Source organism: Lentzea aerocolonigenes (genome assembly GCF_000955955.1).
GTDB lineage: Bacteria > Actinomycetota > Actinomycetes > Mycobacteriales > Pseudonocardiaceae > Lentzea > Lentzea aerocolonigenes_A.
The window spans coordinates 1-15,309 of record NZ_JYJG01000239.1 but is presented as its reverse complement, the minus strand read 5'-3'; the positions used below and the strand labels follow the sequence as shown (position 1 = coordinate 15,309).

Genomic DNA, 15,309 nt, shown 5'->3' with positions numbered 1-15,309 from the left:
GCAGTCACCGATTTCCCCCAGCGCTTCGAACCCGCCTCCCCAAGCGGATTGAGAGCACACTGTAGGTGCCAGGACGTCCCGGCGGAAGCACGAATTCCTGTCAGCTGAGCAACACCGCGGCGAACGCGCCGAGCAGCATGAACGGCCCGAACGGCAGCGAGCTCTTGAGCGTGACCCGCCGCAGGAGCAACAGGACCAGCGACACCACGGCCGACAGGACGAACGCCAGCGCGGCACCGAGGAGCAGCACCGGCCAGCCGAGCCACGCCAGCGCCATGCCGATCACACCGGACAGTTTCACGTCGCCGTAGCCCATCCCGGCCGGGTTGACGAACTCCAGCACCCGGTAGAGGAACGCGAGCAGCAACCCGCCGAGCACGGCCCGGCCGAGCGCGCCGATCGTGCCGCCGGTCAGCGCGGCCACGGTCAGCAGGATCAGCACCGCCGGGTACGCGGGCAGCGTCAGCACGTCCGGCAGCCGGCGCACGGCCGTGTCGATGAACGCCAGCGCGACCCCGACCGCGCCGAGACAGGCGAACGCGAGGACCTCCACCGAGCCGGCGAACTTGAGCGCCAGCACGGCCAGCACGGCCGCCGACACGAGCGGCAGCGCGATGCCGGCGCGCGTGAACCGGTTGACCAGGTCGCGCAGCGCGAGACCGGACGCGAGTCCGCCGGCTGCGCCGCCCACGGCCCAGAGAAGTGTCATGCGATCGACGGTAGGTCGCGTACGGTCGGAACGGAACGTGACGACGCCAGGTATGGCCGAGGGGCCGACAGCGTGTCCCCCGATCGACCGACATGTCCCCCGAACTGCGCGTTCGTTACACCTCTTCGTCCGATACCGAACTCTCACGGCGGTCACACAGAGTTGCGGGGTCCTGAAAACGGAATCCCAATCCCACAGGAGACCGCCATGCTCACGTTCCTCAGCTACGTGCAGACGTTCCTCAGCCACATCAAGCGCGAGAACGACGACCGCGGCGCCACAGCCGTCGAGTACGGCCTGATGGTCGCCCTCATCGCCATCGTGATCATCGCCGGCGTCACCCTGGTCGGCACCAACCTGCTCGCGCTGTTCAACCAGATCGCCGGCGAACTCGGGTGACCGCACGTCGGCGTGACGTGGACCGCGGCGCCACGGCCGTCGAGTACGGCCTGATGCTGGCGTTGATCGTCGTATTCGCAATGGTGGCCATCACCGCCGTCGGCGACAACATGGCCGCGATGTTCGAGTTCATCGCCGACGTCCTCGACGGCTGAAGAGTCTCCTGTCCCGCGTGGCCGGCGTTCCCCTCCGCCGGCCACGCGCCTTTCTTCGGAGCGGTCATGAAAACCGATGCTCGCGACCGCGGCGCGACCGCTGTCGAAGTCGCACTGCTGATGCCGATCCTGCTGGTCCTGGTGATGGGCATCGTCGACTTCGGGCTCGCACTGCGCGCCCAGATCACCATCACCCAGGCGGCACGGGAAGGCGTCCGCGTCGCCGCGTTGAAGCAGTCCGGCGCCGCCACTCGCGCGACGACGGCGGCCAGCGGACTCTCCGTCGGGGTGTCGGTCAGCGCCTGCCCGTCCGGTACCGGCGGCGATGCCACGGTGACGGTCACCCACACGTTCAACTTCGTCACGCCGGTCGGCGGGCTCGCCGGGATGTTCGGCGGCGCGAGCTTCGGCTCCCCGATCACCTTGAGCGCCAAGGGAGTCATGCCATGCGAAGGCTGAAGCGTCGCAGTGACGGCACCGACGACCGCGGCGCGCTCGGTGTGCTGATCGCCATCCTGCTCGGGTTCGGTGTCCTGCTCGGCATGGGCGCGATCGTCATCGACGTCGGGTTCCTCTACCAGGAACGCGCCGAGCTGCAGAACGGCGCCGACGCGGGTGCGCTCGCCGTCGCCCGCGGTTGCGCCACCGGTGCGTCGACCTGCCTGGTGAACAAGGCGAACTACTACGCCAGCCACAACGCCAAAGACGGCGTGTCCACTGTGGACAAGGTGTGCGGCTTCGACGGCAGCGGCGTGCTGTCCTCGTGTCCAGCCGCCACGGGCAAGATCACCGACTGTCCGGCCAAACCGTCCTCCAGCACCAAGTACGTCGACGTGCACACCTCGACGCAGACCGCCGGCGGGGAAACGTTGCTGCCGCCGTCGTTCGCCCGCACCCTGGCGGGCAACTCCTCCTACGAGGGTTCCCGGGTGCTGGCCTGCGCCCGCGCCGCCTGGGGTTCGCCCAAGACCGCCACGACGATCGCACTCACGATCTCGTGGTGTGAGTGGTCGACGGCGACCTCCGGCGGCACCGTGTACGGCCCGACACCACCCACCACGCCACCGTTGTCGGTGCACCGCGTGCTCAAGCTGCACACGACCAGCGGCACCGGATGCCCGAGCGGTCCCTCCGGCGCGGACGGCCCCGGTGAGTTCGGCTGGGTCGACGAGGCGGACGACGACTGCTCAGTGCTGATCAACAACAACACCTACAGCTCCGACACCGGCACTTCGGCCGGCAAGGACTGCAAGGCCGCGCTGGCCGCGTCGTGGTCCTCCCACACGCCCGTCTGGCTGCCCGTCTACACGAAGGTGAGCGGAACCGGCACCGGTGGCACGTACACGCTGTCCGGTTTCGCGGGCTTCGTGATCACGGGCTACTGGGTTCCCGGCGCGTCGCAGAAGGACTGGCTCACCAACAAGAACGAGTGCACCGGCTCGGACAAGTGCATCGCGGGCTACTTCATCCAGGGCCTCATCCCCTCCACCGGCACCATCGGCGGCCCCGACCTCGGTGCCCGCATCGTCCAGCTCACCGGCTGAAACCCCAGGAGTTTGTCATGAAGAACCGCGCATTCATCATCATCCTGGCGGTGTTGCTGGCCGTCTGCGGCAGCGCCGGGGTGTTCCTCTACGTCCGCAGCGCCGACTCGCGTGCCATCGCGGGCCAGCAGGCCGTCACCGTGCTCGTCGCGAAGGACCGCATCCCCGCCGGAACCGCGGGCGACAAGCTCGCGGACCTCGTGGAAAAGCAGCAGATGCCCAAGAGCAGCGTGCCGGAGAACGCGATGTCCTCAGTGGACTCGTCGATCGCGAGCCTGGTCACCTCGTCGGAGGTCGCCGAGGGTCAGCTGCTCACCAAGACGCTGTTCACCGAGGCCGCCTCGCTCGCCAAGGGAATCTCGATCCCGGACGGGATGATCGCGGTGACCGTGCCGACCGAGGCCTGGCAACGAGCCGGCGGGCTGATCCAGAAGGGCTCGAAGGTCGCGGTCTTCGACACCTTCACCGTGATGGACGGCAAGGGCAACACCCCGGCCGGTGACGGGCTTTCCAAGCAGTACGAGCGCAACCAGTCCACCCGGCTGCTGCTGACCGGCCTCGAGGTCCTCTCCGTCGTCGACGAGAAGAAGGCGGCCGAGGACGGTGACGTCGGCAAGGCGATCGTCACGGTCGCGGTGAAGCAGGCGGACGCGGAGAAGCTCATCCACGGCCAGCAGACCGGAACGCTCTACTTCGCGCTGCTCGGCGGCAAGTCCGAGATCACGCCCGGCAACGGCATCGACAACCGCTCCCTGTTCGGAAACTGAGGCGTGCCATGACGATCCTGTGCGAGCCGGCCGCCCGTGCCGGACAGCTCTCCCCCGCGCTCGGCGGTGAGGTCCGCGTCGTCGAGACACTCGGCGAAGCCTCACGACTGCTCAGCACGGACCCTCTCGAGTCGCTCGTGGTCGTGGGCTCCGCGATGAACCTCGACGAAGCGCTGACGTTCACCGAGGCGTTGCGGTTCGAACAGCCGTCGGTCGGCGTGGTGCTGCTGCGCGATGTGGTCGACGTCGTGGTGCTGACCAAGGCGTTGCGGTCCGGGGTCCGTGAGGTCGTCGCGCGGGACGACCTCGCCTCCCTGGTCGATGCGTGCGCGCGGTCGCGGGCGTTGTCGGCGCAGGTCAGCGTTGTGCCGCAGCCTCGCTTCACGGAACACCGGCAGGGCCAGGTGATCACCGTGTTCGCGGCGAAGGGCGGCTGCGGCAAGACGACGCTCGCGGTGAACCTCGCCGCGGTGCTCGCGGCCGGTGGCGAGCGGTCGGTCTGCCTGGTGGACCTCGATCTCGCGTTCGGCGACATCGGGATCTGCCTGCGGGCGGAGCCGGTGCGCACGATCGTGCACGGGCTCGGAATGCTCGGCCACGTCGACGCCGCCGGTGCCTCGTCGCTGCTCACGAACTGCAGACCGGGGCTCAGCGCGTTGCTCGCCCCGGTCGAACCCGGTGACGCGGAACGGGTTCCGGCCGGCCTGGTCACGGAACTGCTCGAGGTGCTGCCGACGATGTTCGACTTCGTGGTGGTGGACACGCCGTCCGCGTTCAGCGAGCACGTGCTGGCCGCGATGGACGCCTCGCACCACCACGTCCTGCTGACCACTCCGGACGTGCCCGCGCTGAAGAACCTGCGCGTGACGCTGGACATGCTCGACCTGCTGTCCTACGCGCACGACATCCGCTCGGTGGTGCTGAACCGCTCGGACGCCAAGGTCGGTCTCACGATGGACGACATCGACCGCGTGGTGCGCAGCGACATCCGCGCGCACGTGCCGTCCAGCCGGGACGTGCCGATCTCGGTCAACAAGGGCAACCCGATCGTCCTCGACCAGCCCAAGCACCCGGTGAGCGAGGCGATCGCGCGGTTCGCCCGTGAACACGTGCTCGCCGAACCCGCGGTCGTCGCAGCCAAGTCCAAGAGGTGGTTCCGATGAGCCTGGCCAACCGCATTGCCGCGCAACGGGAATCCGGCTCGCCGGCACCGCAGGCGCGCAGGCAGGTCCGCACCGCCGACCCGTTCGCCGAGGTCAAGCGCAGCGTCCACGCCGGACTGCTGGAAGTGCTGGGCCCCAAGCTCTACGACGCCCACCTCGACCAGCGCGAGCTCGAAGCCAGGGTGCGCCAGACGTTGCAGGCGGTGCTGGAACGCGACGAGACGCCGCTGACCAACGCCGACCGCGCGCGAATCGCGTTGGAGGTGCTGGACGAGATCCTCGGGCACGGGCCGCTGGAGCCGTACCTGCGCGACCCGAGCATCTCCGAGATCATGGTCAACGGGTTCGACCAGGTCTACGTCGAGCGCGCGGGCCGGTTGGAGCCGGTTCCGGTGGCGTTCGCGGACGAGTCGCACCTGCGCCGCACGATCGACAAGATCGTCGCCAAGGTCGGCCGTCGCGTCGACGAGGCCTCACCGATGGTCGACGCGCGTCTGCCTGATGGCAGCCGTGTCAACGCCGTGGTGCCACCGATCGCGCTGGACGGTTCGGTGCTGACGATCCGGAAGTTCGCGTCCGACCCGTTCACCGTCGACGACCTGGTGGGGTTCGGCACGCTGACGCCCGCGACCGCGTACCTCCTGCAGTGTTGCGTGCACGGGCGGATGAACATCCTGATCGGCGGCGGCACCGGCTCCGGCAAGACGACGTCGTTGAACGTGCTGTCGTCGTTCGTGCCGGTCGACGAGCGCATCGTCACCATCGAGGACGCCGCCGAGCTCCAGCTGCGCCAGGACCACGTGCTGCGGCTGGAAGCGAGGCCGCCGAACGTGGAGTCGCGCGGTGAGGTCGCGGTGCGGGACCTGGTGCGCAACGCACTGCGCATGCGGCCGGACCGGATCATCGTCGGCGAGGTTCGCGACGGTGCCGCGCTGGACATGTTGCAGGCCATGAACACCGGCCACGACGGGTCGATCACGACCGTGCACTCGAACTCGCCGCGCGACTCGTTGTCCCGCCTGGAGACCATGGTCCTGATGGCGGGCGTCGACCTGCCTGCGCGGGCGATCCGCGAGCAGATGGCGTCCGCGATCGACCTGATCGTGCACCAGAGCCGCCTGAAGGACGGCACCCGGCGCATCACCCACATCACCGAGGTCATCGGGATGGAGGGCGAGGTCGTGACGCTGCAGGACATCTACCAGTTCGACTTCCACGCGGGTGTCGACGAGCGCGGGTTCTACCGCGGGTCGTTGCAGTCGACCGGGTTGCGGCCGCACTTCCTGGAACGGCTGCGGGACCGCGGGATCGACGTTCCGGCGCACTTGTTCCAGGGTGGTGTGCGATGAAGCGGGTTCTCGCCGGGCTCGTGCTCGGGGCGCTGCTGACGTTCGTGTTCAACGCTTTCGCGGTCGCGGCAGCACCATCTCGCGGGGTGGTGGTGCTGCTCGACACCAGCGGCTCGATGGCGCCGGACCGGATCGTCGTCGCGCGCCAGGCGATCGCCACCTACGTGGGTTCGCTGCCCGCGGACGTGCAGGTCGGACTGGTCGCGTTCTCGTCGCAGCCGTCGCTCGTGCTGGCACCCACGGCCGATCGCGGTGCGGTGGCCGGTGCGCTGGACCGCTTGCAGGCCAAGGGAGACACGTCGTTGTTCGACGCCGTTCCGGTCGGGTTGTCGGCGCTGCAGGGGATTTCCGAGCGGCGGATGGTGATCGTGTCCGACGGTGAGGACACGGTGTCCCGATCCACTGTGGACGCTGCGGTCTCCGCCGTCGCCTCCGCCGGTGTGCCCACCGACGTGATCGGGTTCCAGTACAGCGACGACGCGTTGCGCCGCATCGCCTCCGCCGCTGGAGGCCGGTTGCTGACCGCTTCCGACGCCGCCGCCCTGGCCGCTGCCTTCGCCGCGCTGGCCGTGCCCTCGTCGGTGGTCACACCCGCTCCGGCACCTGTTTCCGTTGCGGCTCCCGCACCTGTGGCCGTCGCTCCACCGGTGGAGACTCCCGGGCAGAACTGGCTGGCCGGGGTGCTGATCGCCGGGACGTTCCTGGTGGTGTTCCTGATCGTGTTCCTGGTGCTGACGCCACGCCGGACCGCCGCGGGACGGAAGCTGGCGCAGCACCTCGACCACTACGGCCGGCACGAACCCGTTGTGCAGGAAGAAAGTCAGGCCGCGCAGACCGCGGTGGTGTGGACCGCTCGGGTGATGACCGCCGACGGCACGGCCCGCACCGCGGACCGCCTGGACCTCGCCGGGATGAAGGCGAGCCCGGCGGAGTGGACGTTGCTCCGCGTCTGCGTCTCGGTCGCGCTCGCCGCCTTGCTGACCCTCTTGACGACGTGGTGGATCGGCGTACCGGTGGGCGTGCTCTGCGGATGGCTGCTGACGGCGCTGTACATGAGGATGCGCACGTCCAAGCGCCGTGCCGCGTTCGCCGACCAGCTCCCGGACGTGCTGCAGCTCGTCGCCAGCTCCCTGCGGTCGGGGTTCTCGCTGGCCCAGTCGGTCGACGCGGTGGTGCGGGACGACACCCAGCCGACCGCGGGCGAGTTCTCCCGTGCGCTGGCCGCCACCCGGATCGGCGCCGAGCTGGAGGACGCCCTGGAGCGCGTGGCGTTCCGGATGCGGAGCGCGGACCTGGCGTGGGTCGTCATGGCGGTGCGCATTCAGCGCCAGGTGGGCGGCAACCTCGCCGAGGTGCTGATGAACACCGTCGGGACCATGCGCGACCGCGCCCAGACCCGGCGTCACGTGCGGGCTCTGTCCGCGGAGGGCCGCCTGTCCGCCTACATCCTGGTCGGTCTTCCGGTCTTCCTGGCGGGCTTCCTGTTCTGGTTCCGCCCGGAGTACATGCGGCCCCTCTACACGACGCTGGTGGGTCTCGTGATGCTCGCGGTGGGGTTCGTGCTCCTCGTTCTCGGCTCGCTCTGGATGCGCAAGCTCGTGCGCGTGGAGGTGTGACATGGCACTGTTCATCGGCCTCGGCTGCCTGCTGCTCGCGGTCGCGTTGGGCGCGGTGGCGCTGACGCTCCGGCCGCCCGTCACGGCTGCCGGTTCGCTGGCCCTGATCGAGTCGAGCTACTCGGCGGCCGTCGTCTCGGCGCCCGACGAGGTCGGGTCGCCCAGCTGGCTGCGATCGCTCGGGCTGCGGCTCTCGCCCACCGGGGTGGCGATGCGGCTGCAGCACCGCCTCGACCTGGCCGGCAACCCGCCGACCTGGACCCCGGACCGGATCCTCGCGTACAAGGGCGTGGGCCTGCTGCTCGGTGCCCTGCTGGGCGGGCTGATCGGGTTCCGCTCGGTCGGGTGGTTGCTGCTCGGTCTCGCCGTCGGTGCCGTGTTCGGGTTCTTCCTGCCCGACCTGCTGCTGCTCAACGCCGGCCAGAAACGTCAGGAGAAGGTCCGGCGGGCGCTGCCGGACGCGCTGGACATGCTGACCGTATGTGTGGAGGCAGGTCTCGGCTTCGACGCCGCGTTGGCCCAGGTCGCGCGCAACACGAACGGGCCGCTGGCCCAGGAGTGCGCCCGCGTGCTGCAGGAGATGCAGATCGGCAAGTCGCGCAACGAGGCCCTGCGGGCGTTGACCATGCGCACGACCGTGGCCGAACTGCGCGCGTTCGTCTCGGCCCTCGCCCAGGCGGGTGAGCTCGGCGTCCCGATCGCCTCGGTGCTGCGCGAGCAGGCTCGGGAGATGCGCGTCCGCCGTCGGCAACGAGCGGAGGAGCAGGCCCAGAAGGTTCCGGTCAAAATCCTGTTCCCGCTGATCGTGTGCCTGTTCCCGGCGATGTTCGTGGTCATCATCGGCCCCGGCGCGATCAGCATCGCCAAAGTCCTGATGCACCTCTGACGGACCCAGCCCCGACAGGACCAACGGCTCTATTGGTCCCTTCGGTGTAACCAAGTGAGACATCCGGAACGACATGCGGGTTGAACCTTCAACTGAGAGGGGTCAGCTCATGGCGATCAGAGTCGTCGTCGTCGACGGACACACGCTCACCCGGTTCGGCCTGACGACACTCGCCGCCGCGAACCCCGATCTGCACGTCGTCGCGGAGGCGAGCACAGGCGCCGAAGCGCTCGCCGTCATCGCATCCGTCAGTCCGGACGTCGTGACGCTGGCCGTCGACCTGCCTGACGGAGACGGTCTCCACCTGGCCCGCGACCTGCGCGACCACTACCCGTCGCTCGGCATCGTGGTCCTGACCTCGCACGGCGAGGACGACGTGCTGTTCCGCGCGCTGGAAACCGGCGCCTCAGCGTTCGTGGGCAAGAGCGCCCCTGTCGAGGAGATCCTCTGCGCGATCCGGCACGCGTCCGTGGCGGCCTCGTCGTTCACCGCGGCGGGCCTGGCCACAGCGATGGCACGCCGCCAGGCCACCGCCGCCCGGCTGGCTCTCTCACCCCGCGAGCGCGAGGTGCTGATGCTGCTGCGCGAGGGCGTGTCGATCCCGGCGATCGCCCGCACCCTGTACGTGTCGCCGTCGACGGCCAAGACCTACGTCTCACGCCTCTACGAGAAGCTGGGCGCCTCGAACCGCGCGCAGGCGTTGATGACGGCGCTGAGCAAGGGCCTGATCCGCAGCGACGCCGCGACTGCCTGACTCACGCCCACCAGAACGTCCACAGCGTCGCCCCGGTGACGATCAGCACCGCCAGCGATGCGACCGGCGCCTTCCAGTCCGCGTACCGGTCGGCCACGATCTGCCCCGCGACGACGAGCAACGCCGCCACGACGTGCGCGGTCACCGACAGAGTGCCGGGCCCGGGCAGATCACGGGAGTTCGCGTAGAACTGGACGCCGATGTTCCCCAGCGCGAGCAGCACGATGCCCACCGCGAGCACACCGCTCACGGCACGCAGGATTCCGAAGGTCCGCGACGGCCGCTTTGCTGCTTCGACGTCCACTCCAGCCACCCTACCGAGGCTCACGGCGCCAGCAGCGACCACGGCTCGATCGCCGGAGCCGCCGCCTGCCCCTCCGGACAGCTCCGCCGGAAGTCGCACCACTGGCACTGCCGCCCCGTGACCGGCGGGAACAAGATCTCCTGATCCCCACCGGCCTTCAACGTCTCCGAGGCCAGGTCGATCTCGTCGGCGGCCTCCTCCGCCCGCCGCACGTGCCGGGCCAGCGACTCGTCCGTGTGCTCCCACACCGCCACCGACCCGGACGGCAGGTGGTGCAGCTCCACCCGGCGGCAAGGCTTGCGCAACGTCCTGCGGGCCGCCAACGCGTACAGCGCCAACGCCTGCGAGCCGCGCGCGTCGTCCGAGGTCAGCACGTGCCGCCCGGTCTTGTAGTCGACGATCACCAGCTCGCCGTCGCGGTAGTCGATCCGGTCGACCCGCCCCTCGGCCACGATCCGCTCGGTCGGCGACGACACCCACCGCTCCACCCCGAGCGGCTCGAACGAGACGTCCAGCGACGACACGTAGTCGTGCACCCAGCCGCACGCGCGCGACCGGTACTCGGCGGCCTGGTCGACGTCGCGGAAACCCTCGGACTTCCACTGCCGGTTCACCAGCGCCACCGCCTGGTCCGGCGTCCGTCGGTCAGCGGGCAGGTCGAACAGGGCCTTGAGAGCGTTGTGCACCACCGCACCCAGCGTGTTGTGCGCCCACGCCCCACCACGCGGTGGCGACGGCCGGTCGAGGTACGTCATCCGGAAACGGCGTGGGCAGTCCGTCCACGTCGCGAGCTTCGCGGGCGTCACGCGCACGAGCCGGCGGGGTGCCGCGGTGCCGAAGTCGAAGCCGAGTTGTTCCACCCAAACAAAGCTACTCACCACCCCTGACAGTGTCTGATTGCCCCTGCTCCGCAGATGGCGGCGAGTTCGTCGAGAAGTCGGTCGTCCGCCCAATCGCCGGCGCCGAATTGGGCTCCGCCGAATTCGACGCCGGCGGTTGACCGGACGACCGACACGAACTCGCTACATTTCAGGGCATGGAGATCTGGCACAACCCCCGCTGCTCGAAGAGCCGCGCCGCCAAGCAACGCCTCGACGACGAGGGCGTCGAGTACACCGAACGCCGCTACCTCGACGACGCCCCCACCGCCGAGGAGCTCGACCACGTCCTCACGCTCCTGGGCAAGGAACCGTGGGAGATCGCGCGCACCAAGGAACCGGCGTACCCCAAGCTGCTGGAACAGGACCGCGCCAAGTGGATCGCGCACATGGTCGCGAACCCGAGCCTGATCGAGCGCCCGATCATCATCGACGGGGACAGCGCGCACATCGAGCGTTAAGACCCGGAGATGAAGCCCTGCACCGAGGACGCGACGAGCTGCACGGCGATCGCGGCCAGCAGCAGACCGGCGATCTTGGCCATCAGCAGGATCCCGCTCTCCTTGAACACCTTGATCAGCAACCCGGCGGACCGCAGCGTCCCCAGCAGGATCAGGTGCACGGCCACGATCGCCGCGGCCAGCGCCAGGTAAGAGCCGACGTCCCCACCGGCTTGGCGCACGAACACGATCGTCGCGGCGATGGCACCCGGCCCGGCCAGCAACGGCGTGCCCAGCGGCACCATCGCGATGTTGACGTCCTCGACCTCGGGGTGGTTCGTGGCGCCCTTGCCGGTCAACAGGTCCAGCGCGATCAGCAACAGCAGCAACCCACCCGCGCCCTGCAGCGCGGGAATGCCGATGTGCATGTACGCCAGGATCGAGTTGCCCGCGACGGCGAACAGCGTGATCACCAGGAACGACACCAGCACGCCCTGCCGCGCCGCCGATTTCCTCGCGTCCCGCGACTTGCGCCCGACCAGCCCCAGGAACACGGGCACGGTGCCGGGCGGGTCCATGATCACGAGCAGCGTGATCGAGGCCTCGATGAACAGCCGCAGGTTGAACACTCCGGACCACCTATCCCACGAGGATCTTGCCGCCTGTCGCCCGTGCGGCCAGAGCATCCAGCATCTCCGGGGACGTCGTCTCCGCGCCGAGCCGCACGGTCTTGTTCGTGCCGTGGTAGTCACTCGACCCGGTGACGAGCAACCCCAGTTCGCCGGCGAGCGAACGCAGGGACGTGCGAGTAGCAGCATCGTGGTCCGGGTGGTCGACCTCAACCCCGCCCAGGCCGGCGGCAGCCAGGTCGCGCACGACGTCCGCGGTCACGATCGGTCCGCGCGAGCGAGCGAACGGATGCGCCAGCACGGTCACGCCGCCGGCCTCGGCGATCATCTCGATGGCCCGCTCGACAGGCGTGTCCGTGCGACCCACGTAATAACGCCCACCGGTCAGGTACGTCGCGAAGGCCTCGTCGACGGACGACACCACCCCGGCGCGGATCAACGCCTGCGCCAGGTGCGGCCGTCCCGCCGGCGCGTCGAACGGCAACCGCTCCATCAGCTCGACCGGGTCGATCGGGAAGCCGTCGGCCTGCATCATCTCGGCCATCTTCTGCAGCCGTTCGCGCCGCTCGGAACGCAACCGCGACTGCTCGACCATCAACGCCGCGTGCGTCGGGTCGTACAGATAAGCCAGCAGGTGCACGGTGATGGTGCGGCCACGGCCGTCAGGGCACGCGCAGGAGAGCTCGGCACCACGCACGAGCCGCAGGCCAGGAGGCAATGCGGCAGCCGCCTCGGCCCATCCGGCCGCGGTGTCGTGGTCGGTGATCGCCACCGCGTCGAGTCCGGCTAGCGCCGCCGCCTTCACCAGTTCGGCAGGGCTGTCGGTGCCGTCGGACTCGGACGAATGGGTGTGCAGATCGATGACCACGTCGTCCAGTGTGGACGACGCCCCTGTGTGGTCCCCCTACGGGACCATCTTCTTCCCTCGCGCGGCCCGCTGTGCCTTGATCATCGAGAACCGCTCGGCCTGCGCCTTCTTGTCACCGAAGGTCAACTCCGAGATGGCGTCGTACACCTCTTCGGGGTCCGGCAGGAACTCCAGGCGGTTCAGCGCCTGGATCTGACCGGCCGACTCCACGATCAGCGTGCCGTAGCCGAGCATGCGCCCGCCCACGGTCCGCTCATAGGTGAGGTCGGTGACCTTGCTGATGGGCATCATCGCGACCTTGGTCTCGAAGACGCCCGATGTCAGCATGAACCGCTTGTCGGTGACGACGATGCGCTCGACCCACCACTCGATGATGAAGTAGGCGAGCCGCAGCAGCACGAGCAGCCCGCCGTACCACAGCACGTTCTGGATCACGCCCGCGTTCGACGGGAGCAGGTACGAGATCATCATGAAGCCCGCGAGCAGTGCCGCGGCTTCGAGCACGTCCCAGATCAGGTAGGACCAGTGCCTGCGCACCCGGATGACCCGACGCTCGCTCGACAGCAGGTAGTCGTCTGGATCACGTGGTGCGAACATGCGCTACCAGCCCTTCCCGGTACCAGCCAGTGCCCTGTCCCTGCCCACCCGTCAACGCCGGGTGAACTAGAACAATTGTCGCACGAAGGTGATCAGGGCCTCAGCCGCAGTTCGCAGCGAGTTGAGGATGTTGGTGACCAGTTGGGCGGCTTGCTGTGGCTCCGCGATCAGGAAGAACAGCAGCAAGGCGATTCCGGCGAAAGTGAGGATCTTCTTCAGGTTCACGGTGTCCACCCCGTCCGCGTTCCGCACCCGTTTGGCGCCGTTCGTGACCGTTGTACAGCACGGTTCAGCGCCTTGGGAGATTTGTACCGCAGCCGGGGTAGTCGGCTGCACCGCCGTTGAGGGGTGACTACGCTTCGTGATCGTGACGGCCAGCGATGAGCGCACGATCCGTTGTGTCGGAGGCATCGTGCATGACTCGAACGGGCGACTACTGCTCGTGCGACGTGCCAATCCGCCTGGTGAGGGCCTGTGGTCAATACCAGGGGGACGCGTGGAGCCGAACGAGGCGGACGAGGCTGCCGTGACTAGGGAAGTCGCCGAAGAAACGGGACTCTCCGTTACCGTTGGCCGCCTCGTCGGCAGTGTCGAACGAGCGGCCCCGAACGGGGTTTATTTGATCTTCGACTACGAATGCCAGGTCACGTCGGGTGTGCTCCGAGCGGGCGACGACGCATCGGATGTCGCTTGGGCGGACAGTGCGACCTTGGCCACACTTCCGACCGCAGATGGACTCCTGCAAGCGCTTTCCGACTGGAACTGCCTGCCCAGAGCCTGATCAGGGTTCACGCGATCGAGGAAACCGCTCAACGCCAAACGAGACGTTGCCCGTGGGCCTCAGTGGTCGCCAGAGTGGTCGTCTCGGCGCCCGCGTCACTCACACGGACAAGCCGCAGCTCGCCGCCCTCGTGAGCCGCCCACCAGGCAGGCCGCCCCAAAGCAGACAAAGCGGGCACGAGGTCGAGCCCAGAGCCGCTCGAGATGACCACCAGCGGAGCGTCGATCCCCTCGACCGCCTTGGCGAGGTCCGCGACCGGGTCGCCGGTCACCAACCGCGGTGGGTTCTTGCGCAGCACCCCGCACGCGACGCCGAACAGCCGCAGCCGCTCCGGTTGGTCCGCCCACACACACGCCTCGAGCCACGCGTAGGCGTCCTCATCGGTCAGATCAGCGGGTGCCACGCCGATGCCGGCCTTCGCGGCCACCTTGACCGTCTTGGGCAGCTTCGGCAGCACCGCGCCCGGCGCCAGTTCCAGCGCGCAGTGCAGACCCAGCGCGGCCTTGGCGGGCCCGGCGACGAGCTGGCCGGCCTCCTGGGTCTGGTAGCGGTACGAGTACTGGTCGAGCCCGAGCAGCAGGCCCGCGGTCGTCGCGGCCTCCACGAGCCCGATCGGCCCGCCGGCCTGCTTCGCCGCGGCCACCACGGCCGGGTAGAGCAGCGCAGCGCGCCGGACCTCGTTGGTCTGGATCACCTGCGAGCTCACCAGAGCCCGCACGCGGTCACCGCGTTGCAGCAGGAAGTCCCGGAACAACGGCCAGGTGCTCTCGTCCGCGCCGTACGTCCCGCCGAGCGACGGGTAGTAGTTCGACAGCTGGTGGAACGGTTCGGCCTGCACGAGCCGATGTGCCGCCGCCAGCAGGAGCTCGCCCGAGGCGTTGCTCTCGCTGGCGGCGGTCAGCAGATCGGCGACCTCCGGATCCTCGGCAGCACGCGACGCGAGGTGCTCGTAGAGAGGCGAAATTCCTGCTGCCTCCTCGGCGAACTCCCGCAAACGTTGCTGCGCAAGGCCCAGAGTCGTCACTTCACTCCTTCGGTTCGGGGCGCCCCGGCTGCTCGCCACCGCGAGCATCGCCGTAGGACTTCTTCGGCACCATGACCTTGCGCCGGAAGATGCACACGACCGTGCCGTCCTGCTTGTAGCCGCGAGTCTCCACGTAGACCACGCCCCTGTCGTCCTTCGACTTGGACGGGGTCTTGTCGAGCACCTCGGTCTCACCGTAGATCGTGTCACCGTGGAACGTGGGCTTCACGTGCCGCAGCGACTCGATCTCCAGGTTGGCGATCGCCTTGCCGGAGACGTCGGGCACGGACATGCCCAGCAGCAACGAGTAGATGTAGTTGCCGACCACGACGTTCTTCTTGAAGTCGGTCGTGTTCTCCGCGTAGTTCACGTCCATGTGGAGCGGGTGGTGATTCATCGTGAGCAGGCAGAACAGGTGGTCGTCGTACTCAGTGACCGTCTTGCCC

The 15,309-nt window shown here is 68.7% G+C and carries 21 protein-coding genes; 12 read left to right on the top strand and 9 right to left on the bottom strand.

Translation table 11 applies throughout. The features are described 5' to 3' along the window. Positions 1–100 precede the first annotated feature (100 nt). On the bottom strand, positions 101–709 hold the full coding sequence (locus UK23_RS28705) for a prepilin peptidase (protein ID WP_045314784.1): 609 nt from the start codon (positions 707–709) through the stop codon (positions 101–103). A 207-nt stretch (positions 710–916) separates the two neighbouring features. On the opposite strand from UK23_RS28705, the gene UK23_RS28700 reads away from it, so the two are divergent. The 10 genes from UK23_RS28700 (at position 917) to UK23_RS28660 (ending at position 9,342) form a co-directional block, all read left to right on the top strand. After that, positions 917–1,108: a Flp family type IVb pilin gene (locus UK23_RS28700; protein WP_045314783.1), complete on the top strand. Its 192-nt coding sequence runs from the start codon at positions 917–919 to the stop codon at positions 1,106–1,108. Continuing rightward, a complete protein-coding gene (locus UK23_RS51945) occupies positions 1,105–1,263 on the top strand; it encodes a Flp family type IVb pilin (RefSeq protein ID WP_156213450.1) in 159 nt (52 codons plus the stop codon). Before UK23_RS28700 ends, UK23_RS51945 begins: the two co-directional genes overlap by 4 nt. Positions 1,264–1,329: 66 nt before the next feature. Next, positions 1,330–1,722, top strand: a complete 393-nt coding sequence (locus UK23_RS28695) for a TadE family protein (RefSeq protein WP_045314782.1) — start codon at positions 1,330–1,332, stop codon at positions 1,720–1,722. After that, positions 1,710–2,807 carry a TadE/TadG family type IV pilus assembly protein gene (locus UK23_RS28690; RefSeq protein ID WP_045314781.1) on the top strand — a complete coding sequence of 366 codons (1,098 nt, stop codon included), beginning with the start codon at positions 1,710–1,712 and terminating at the stop codon, positions 2,805–2,807. Before UK23_RS28695 ends, UK23_RS28690 begins: the two co-directional genes overlap by 13 nt. A 17-nt stretch (positions 2,808–2,824) precedes the next feature. After that, positions 2,825–3,574 (top strand): Flp pilus assembly protein CpaB, encoded by a 750-nt coding sequence (gene cpaB / locus UK23_RS28685; RefSeq protein ID WP_045314780.1) that lies wholly within the window; start codon positions 2,825–2,827, stop codon positions 3,572–3,574. Positions 3,575–3,582: 8 nt separating this feature from the next. Next, positions 3,583–4,737: an AAA family ATPase gene (locus tag UK23_RS28680; protein WP_045314779.1), complete on the top strand. Its 1,155-nt coding sequence runs from the start codon at positions 3,583–3,585 to the stop codon at positions 4,735–4,737. Continuing rightward, a complete protein-coding gene (locus UK23_RS28675; RefSeq protein ID WP_045314778.1) occupies positions 4,734–6,086 on the top strand; it encodes a CpaF family protein in 1,353 nt (450 codons plus the stop codon). The genes UK23_RS28680 and UK23_RS28675 overlap by 4 nt, the downstream gene beginning before the upstream one ends. Further along, positions 6,083–7,702 (top strand): VWA domain-containing protein, encoded by a 1,620-nt coding sequence (locus UK23_RS49035; RefSeq protein WP_052685148.1) that lies wholly within the window; start codon positions 6,083–6,085, stop codon positions 7,700–7,702. Before UK23_RS28675 ends, UK23_RS49035 begins: the two co-directional genes overlap by 4 nt. 1 nt (position 7,703) lies before the next feature. Continuing rightward, positions 7,704–8,588 (top strand): type II secretion system F family protein, encoded by an 885-nt coding sequence (locus UK23_RS28665; protein WP_045314777.1) that lies wholly within the window; start codon positions 7,704–7,706, stop codon positions 8,586–8,588. Between the two features lie 109 nt (positions 8,589–8,697). Continuing rightward, positions 8,698–9,342: a response regulator transcription factor gene (locus UK23_RS28660; RefSeq protein WP_045314776.1), complete on the top strand. Its 645-nt coding sequence runs from the start codon at positions 8,698–8,700 to the stop codon at positions 9,340–9,342. A 1-nt stretch (position 9,343) separates the two neighbouring features. Here the strand turns inward: UK23_RS28660 and UK23_RS28655 are convergent, their stop codons facing one another. Both UK23_RS28655 and UK23_RS28650 read right to left on the bottom strand, forming a co-directional pair. After that, complete coding sequence (locus UK23_RS28655; protein ID WP_156213449.1) at positions 9,344–9,655, bottom strand: hypothetical protein; 312 nt, start codon at positions 9,653–9,655, stop codon at positions 9,344–9,346. A gap of 11 nt (positions 9,656–9,666) precedes the next feature. Further along, positions 9,667–10,506 (bottom strand): RecB family exonuclease, encoded by an 840-nt coding sequence (locus tag UK23_RS28650; protein WP_045314774.1) that lies wholly within the window; start codon positions 10,504–10,506, stop codon positions 9,667–9,669. Positions 10,507–10,682: 176 nt separating this feature from the next. On the opposite strand from UK23_RS28650, the gene UK23_RS28645 reads away from it, so the two are divergent. Next, positions 10,683–10,985: an ArsC/Spx/MgsR family protein gene (locus tag UK23_RS28645; RefSeq protein ID WP_045314773.1), complete on the top strand. Its 303-nt coding sequence runs from the start codon at positions 10,683–10,685 to the stop codon at positions 10,983–10,985. On the opposite strand, the gene UK23_RS28640 is transcribed toward UK23_RS28645, so the two are convergent. The 4 genes from UK23_RS28640 to UK23_RS52985 form a co-directional block, all read right to left on the bottom strand. Further along, on the bottom strand, positions 10,982–11,650 hold the full coding sequence (locus UK23_RS28640; RefSeq protein ID WP_045314772.1) for a MarC family protein: 669 nt from the start codon (positions 11,648–11,650) through the stop codon (positions 10,982–10,984). The two genes, UK23_RS28645 and UK23_RS28640, sit on opposite strands and share 4 nt — an antisense overlap. Beyond that, entirely contained in the window at positions 11,604–12,461 is an 858-nt protein-coding gene (locus UK23_RS28635; RefSeq protein WP_045314771.1) for a PHP domain-containing protein, read from the bottom strand. Before UK23_RS28635 ends, UK23_RS28640 begins: the two co-directional genes overlap by 47 nt. A gap of 36 nt (positions 12,462–12,497) precedes the next feature. Continuing rightward, on the bottom strand, positions 12,498–13,058 hold the full coding sequence (locus tag UK23_RS28630; protein ID WP_045314770.1) for a PH domain-containing protein: 561 nt from the start codon (positions 13,056–13,058) through the stop codon (positions 12,498–12,500). Between the two features lie 66 nt (positions 13,059–13,124). Beyond that, on the bottom strand, positions 13,125–13,283 hold the full coding sequence (locus tag UK23_RS52985) for a hypothetical protein (RefSeq protein WP_167971300.1): 159 nt from the start codon (positions 13,281–13,283) through the stop codon (positions 13,125–13,127). A 136-nt stretch (positions 13,284–13,419) separates the two neighbouring features. Between UK23_RS52985 and UK23_RS50640 the strand changes: the two genes are divergently transcribed. Beyond that, complete coding sequence (locus tag UK23_RS50640) at positions 13,420–13,839, top strand: NUDIX hydrolase (protein WP_419503906.1); 420 nt, start codon at positions 13,420–13,422, stop codon at positions 13,837–13,839. Positions 13,840–13,867: 28 nt separating this feature from the next. Here UK23_RS50640 and UK23_RS28620 read toward each other — a convergent pair whose 3' ends face one another. Continuing rightward, positions 13,868–14,863, bottom strand: a complete 996-nt coding sequence (locus UK23_RS28620; RefSeq protein ID WP_231114719.1) for a DUF2332 domain-containing protein — start codon at positions 14,861–14,863, stop codon at positions 13,868–13,870. A 1-nt stretch (position 14,864) separates the two neighbouring features. Next, on the bottom strand, positions 14,865–15,309 hold a 445-nt coding region (locus UK23_RS28615), incomplete at its 5' end, for a MaoC family dehydratase (RefSeq protein ID WP_045314767.1).

Bases quoted from the DNA above. Each gene is read 5' to 3' on its own strand.
- UK23_RS28705 (WP_045314784.1), bottom strand. From the start codon at position 709: ATGACACTTCTCTGGGCCGTGGGCGGCGCAGCCGGCGGACTCGCGTCC.
- UK23_RS28700 (WP_045314783.1), top strand. From the start codon at position 917: ATGCTCACGTTCCTCAGCTACGTGCAGACGTTCCTCAGCCACATCAAG.
- UK23_RS28695 (WP_045314782.1), top strand. From the start codon at position 1,330: ATGAAAACCGATGCTCGCGACCGCGGCGCGACCGCTGTCGAAGTCGCA.
- UK23_RS28690 (WP_045314781.1), top strand. From the start codon at position 1,710: ATGCGAAGGCTGAAGCGTCGCAGTGACGGCACCGACGACCGCGGCGCG.
- cpaB (WP_045314780.1), top strand. From the start codon at position 2,825: ATGAAGAACCGCGCATTCATCATCATCCTGGCGGTGTTGCTGGCCGTC.
- UK23_RS28680 (WP_045314779.1), top strand. From the start codon at position 3,583: ATGACGATCCTGTGCGAGCCGGCCGCCCGTGCCGGACAGCTCTCCCCC.
- UK23_RS28675 (WP_045314778.1), top strand. From the start codon at position 4,734: ATGAGCCTGGCCAACCGCATTGCCGCGCAACGGGAATCCGGCTCGCCG.
- UK23_RS49035 (WP_052685148.1), top strand. From the start codon at position 6,083: ATGAAGCGGGTTCTCGCCGGGCTCGTGCTCGGGGCGCTGCTGACGTTC.
- UK23_RS28665 (WP_045314777.1), top strand. From the start codon at position 7,704: ATGGCACTGTTCATCGGCCTCGGCTGCCTGCTGCTCGCGGTCGCGTTG.
- UK23_RS28660 (WP_045314776.1), top strand. From the start codon at position 8,698: ATGGCGATCAGAGTCGTCGTCGTCGACGGACACACGCTCACCCGGTTC.
- UK23_RS28645 (WP_045314773.1), top strand. From the start codon at position 10,683: ATGGAGATCTGGCACAACCCCCGCTGCTCGAAGAGCCGCGCCGCCAAG.
- UK23_RS28640 (WP_045314772.1), bottom strand. From the start codon at position 11,650: ATGCTCTGGCCGCACGGGCGACAGGCGGCAAGATCCTCGTGGGATAGG.
- UK23_RS28630 (WP_045314770.1), bottom strand. From the start codon at position 13,058: ATGTTCGCACCACGTGATCCAGACGACTACCTGCTGTCGAGCGAGCGT.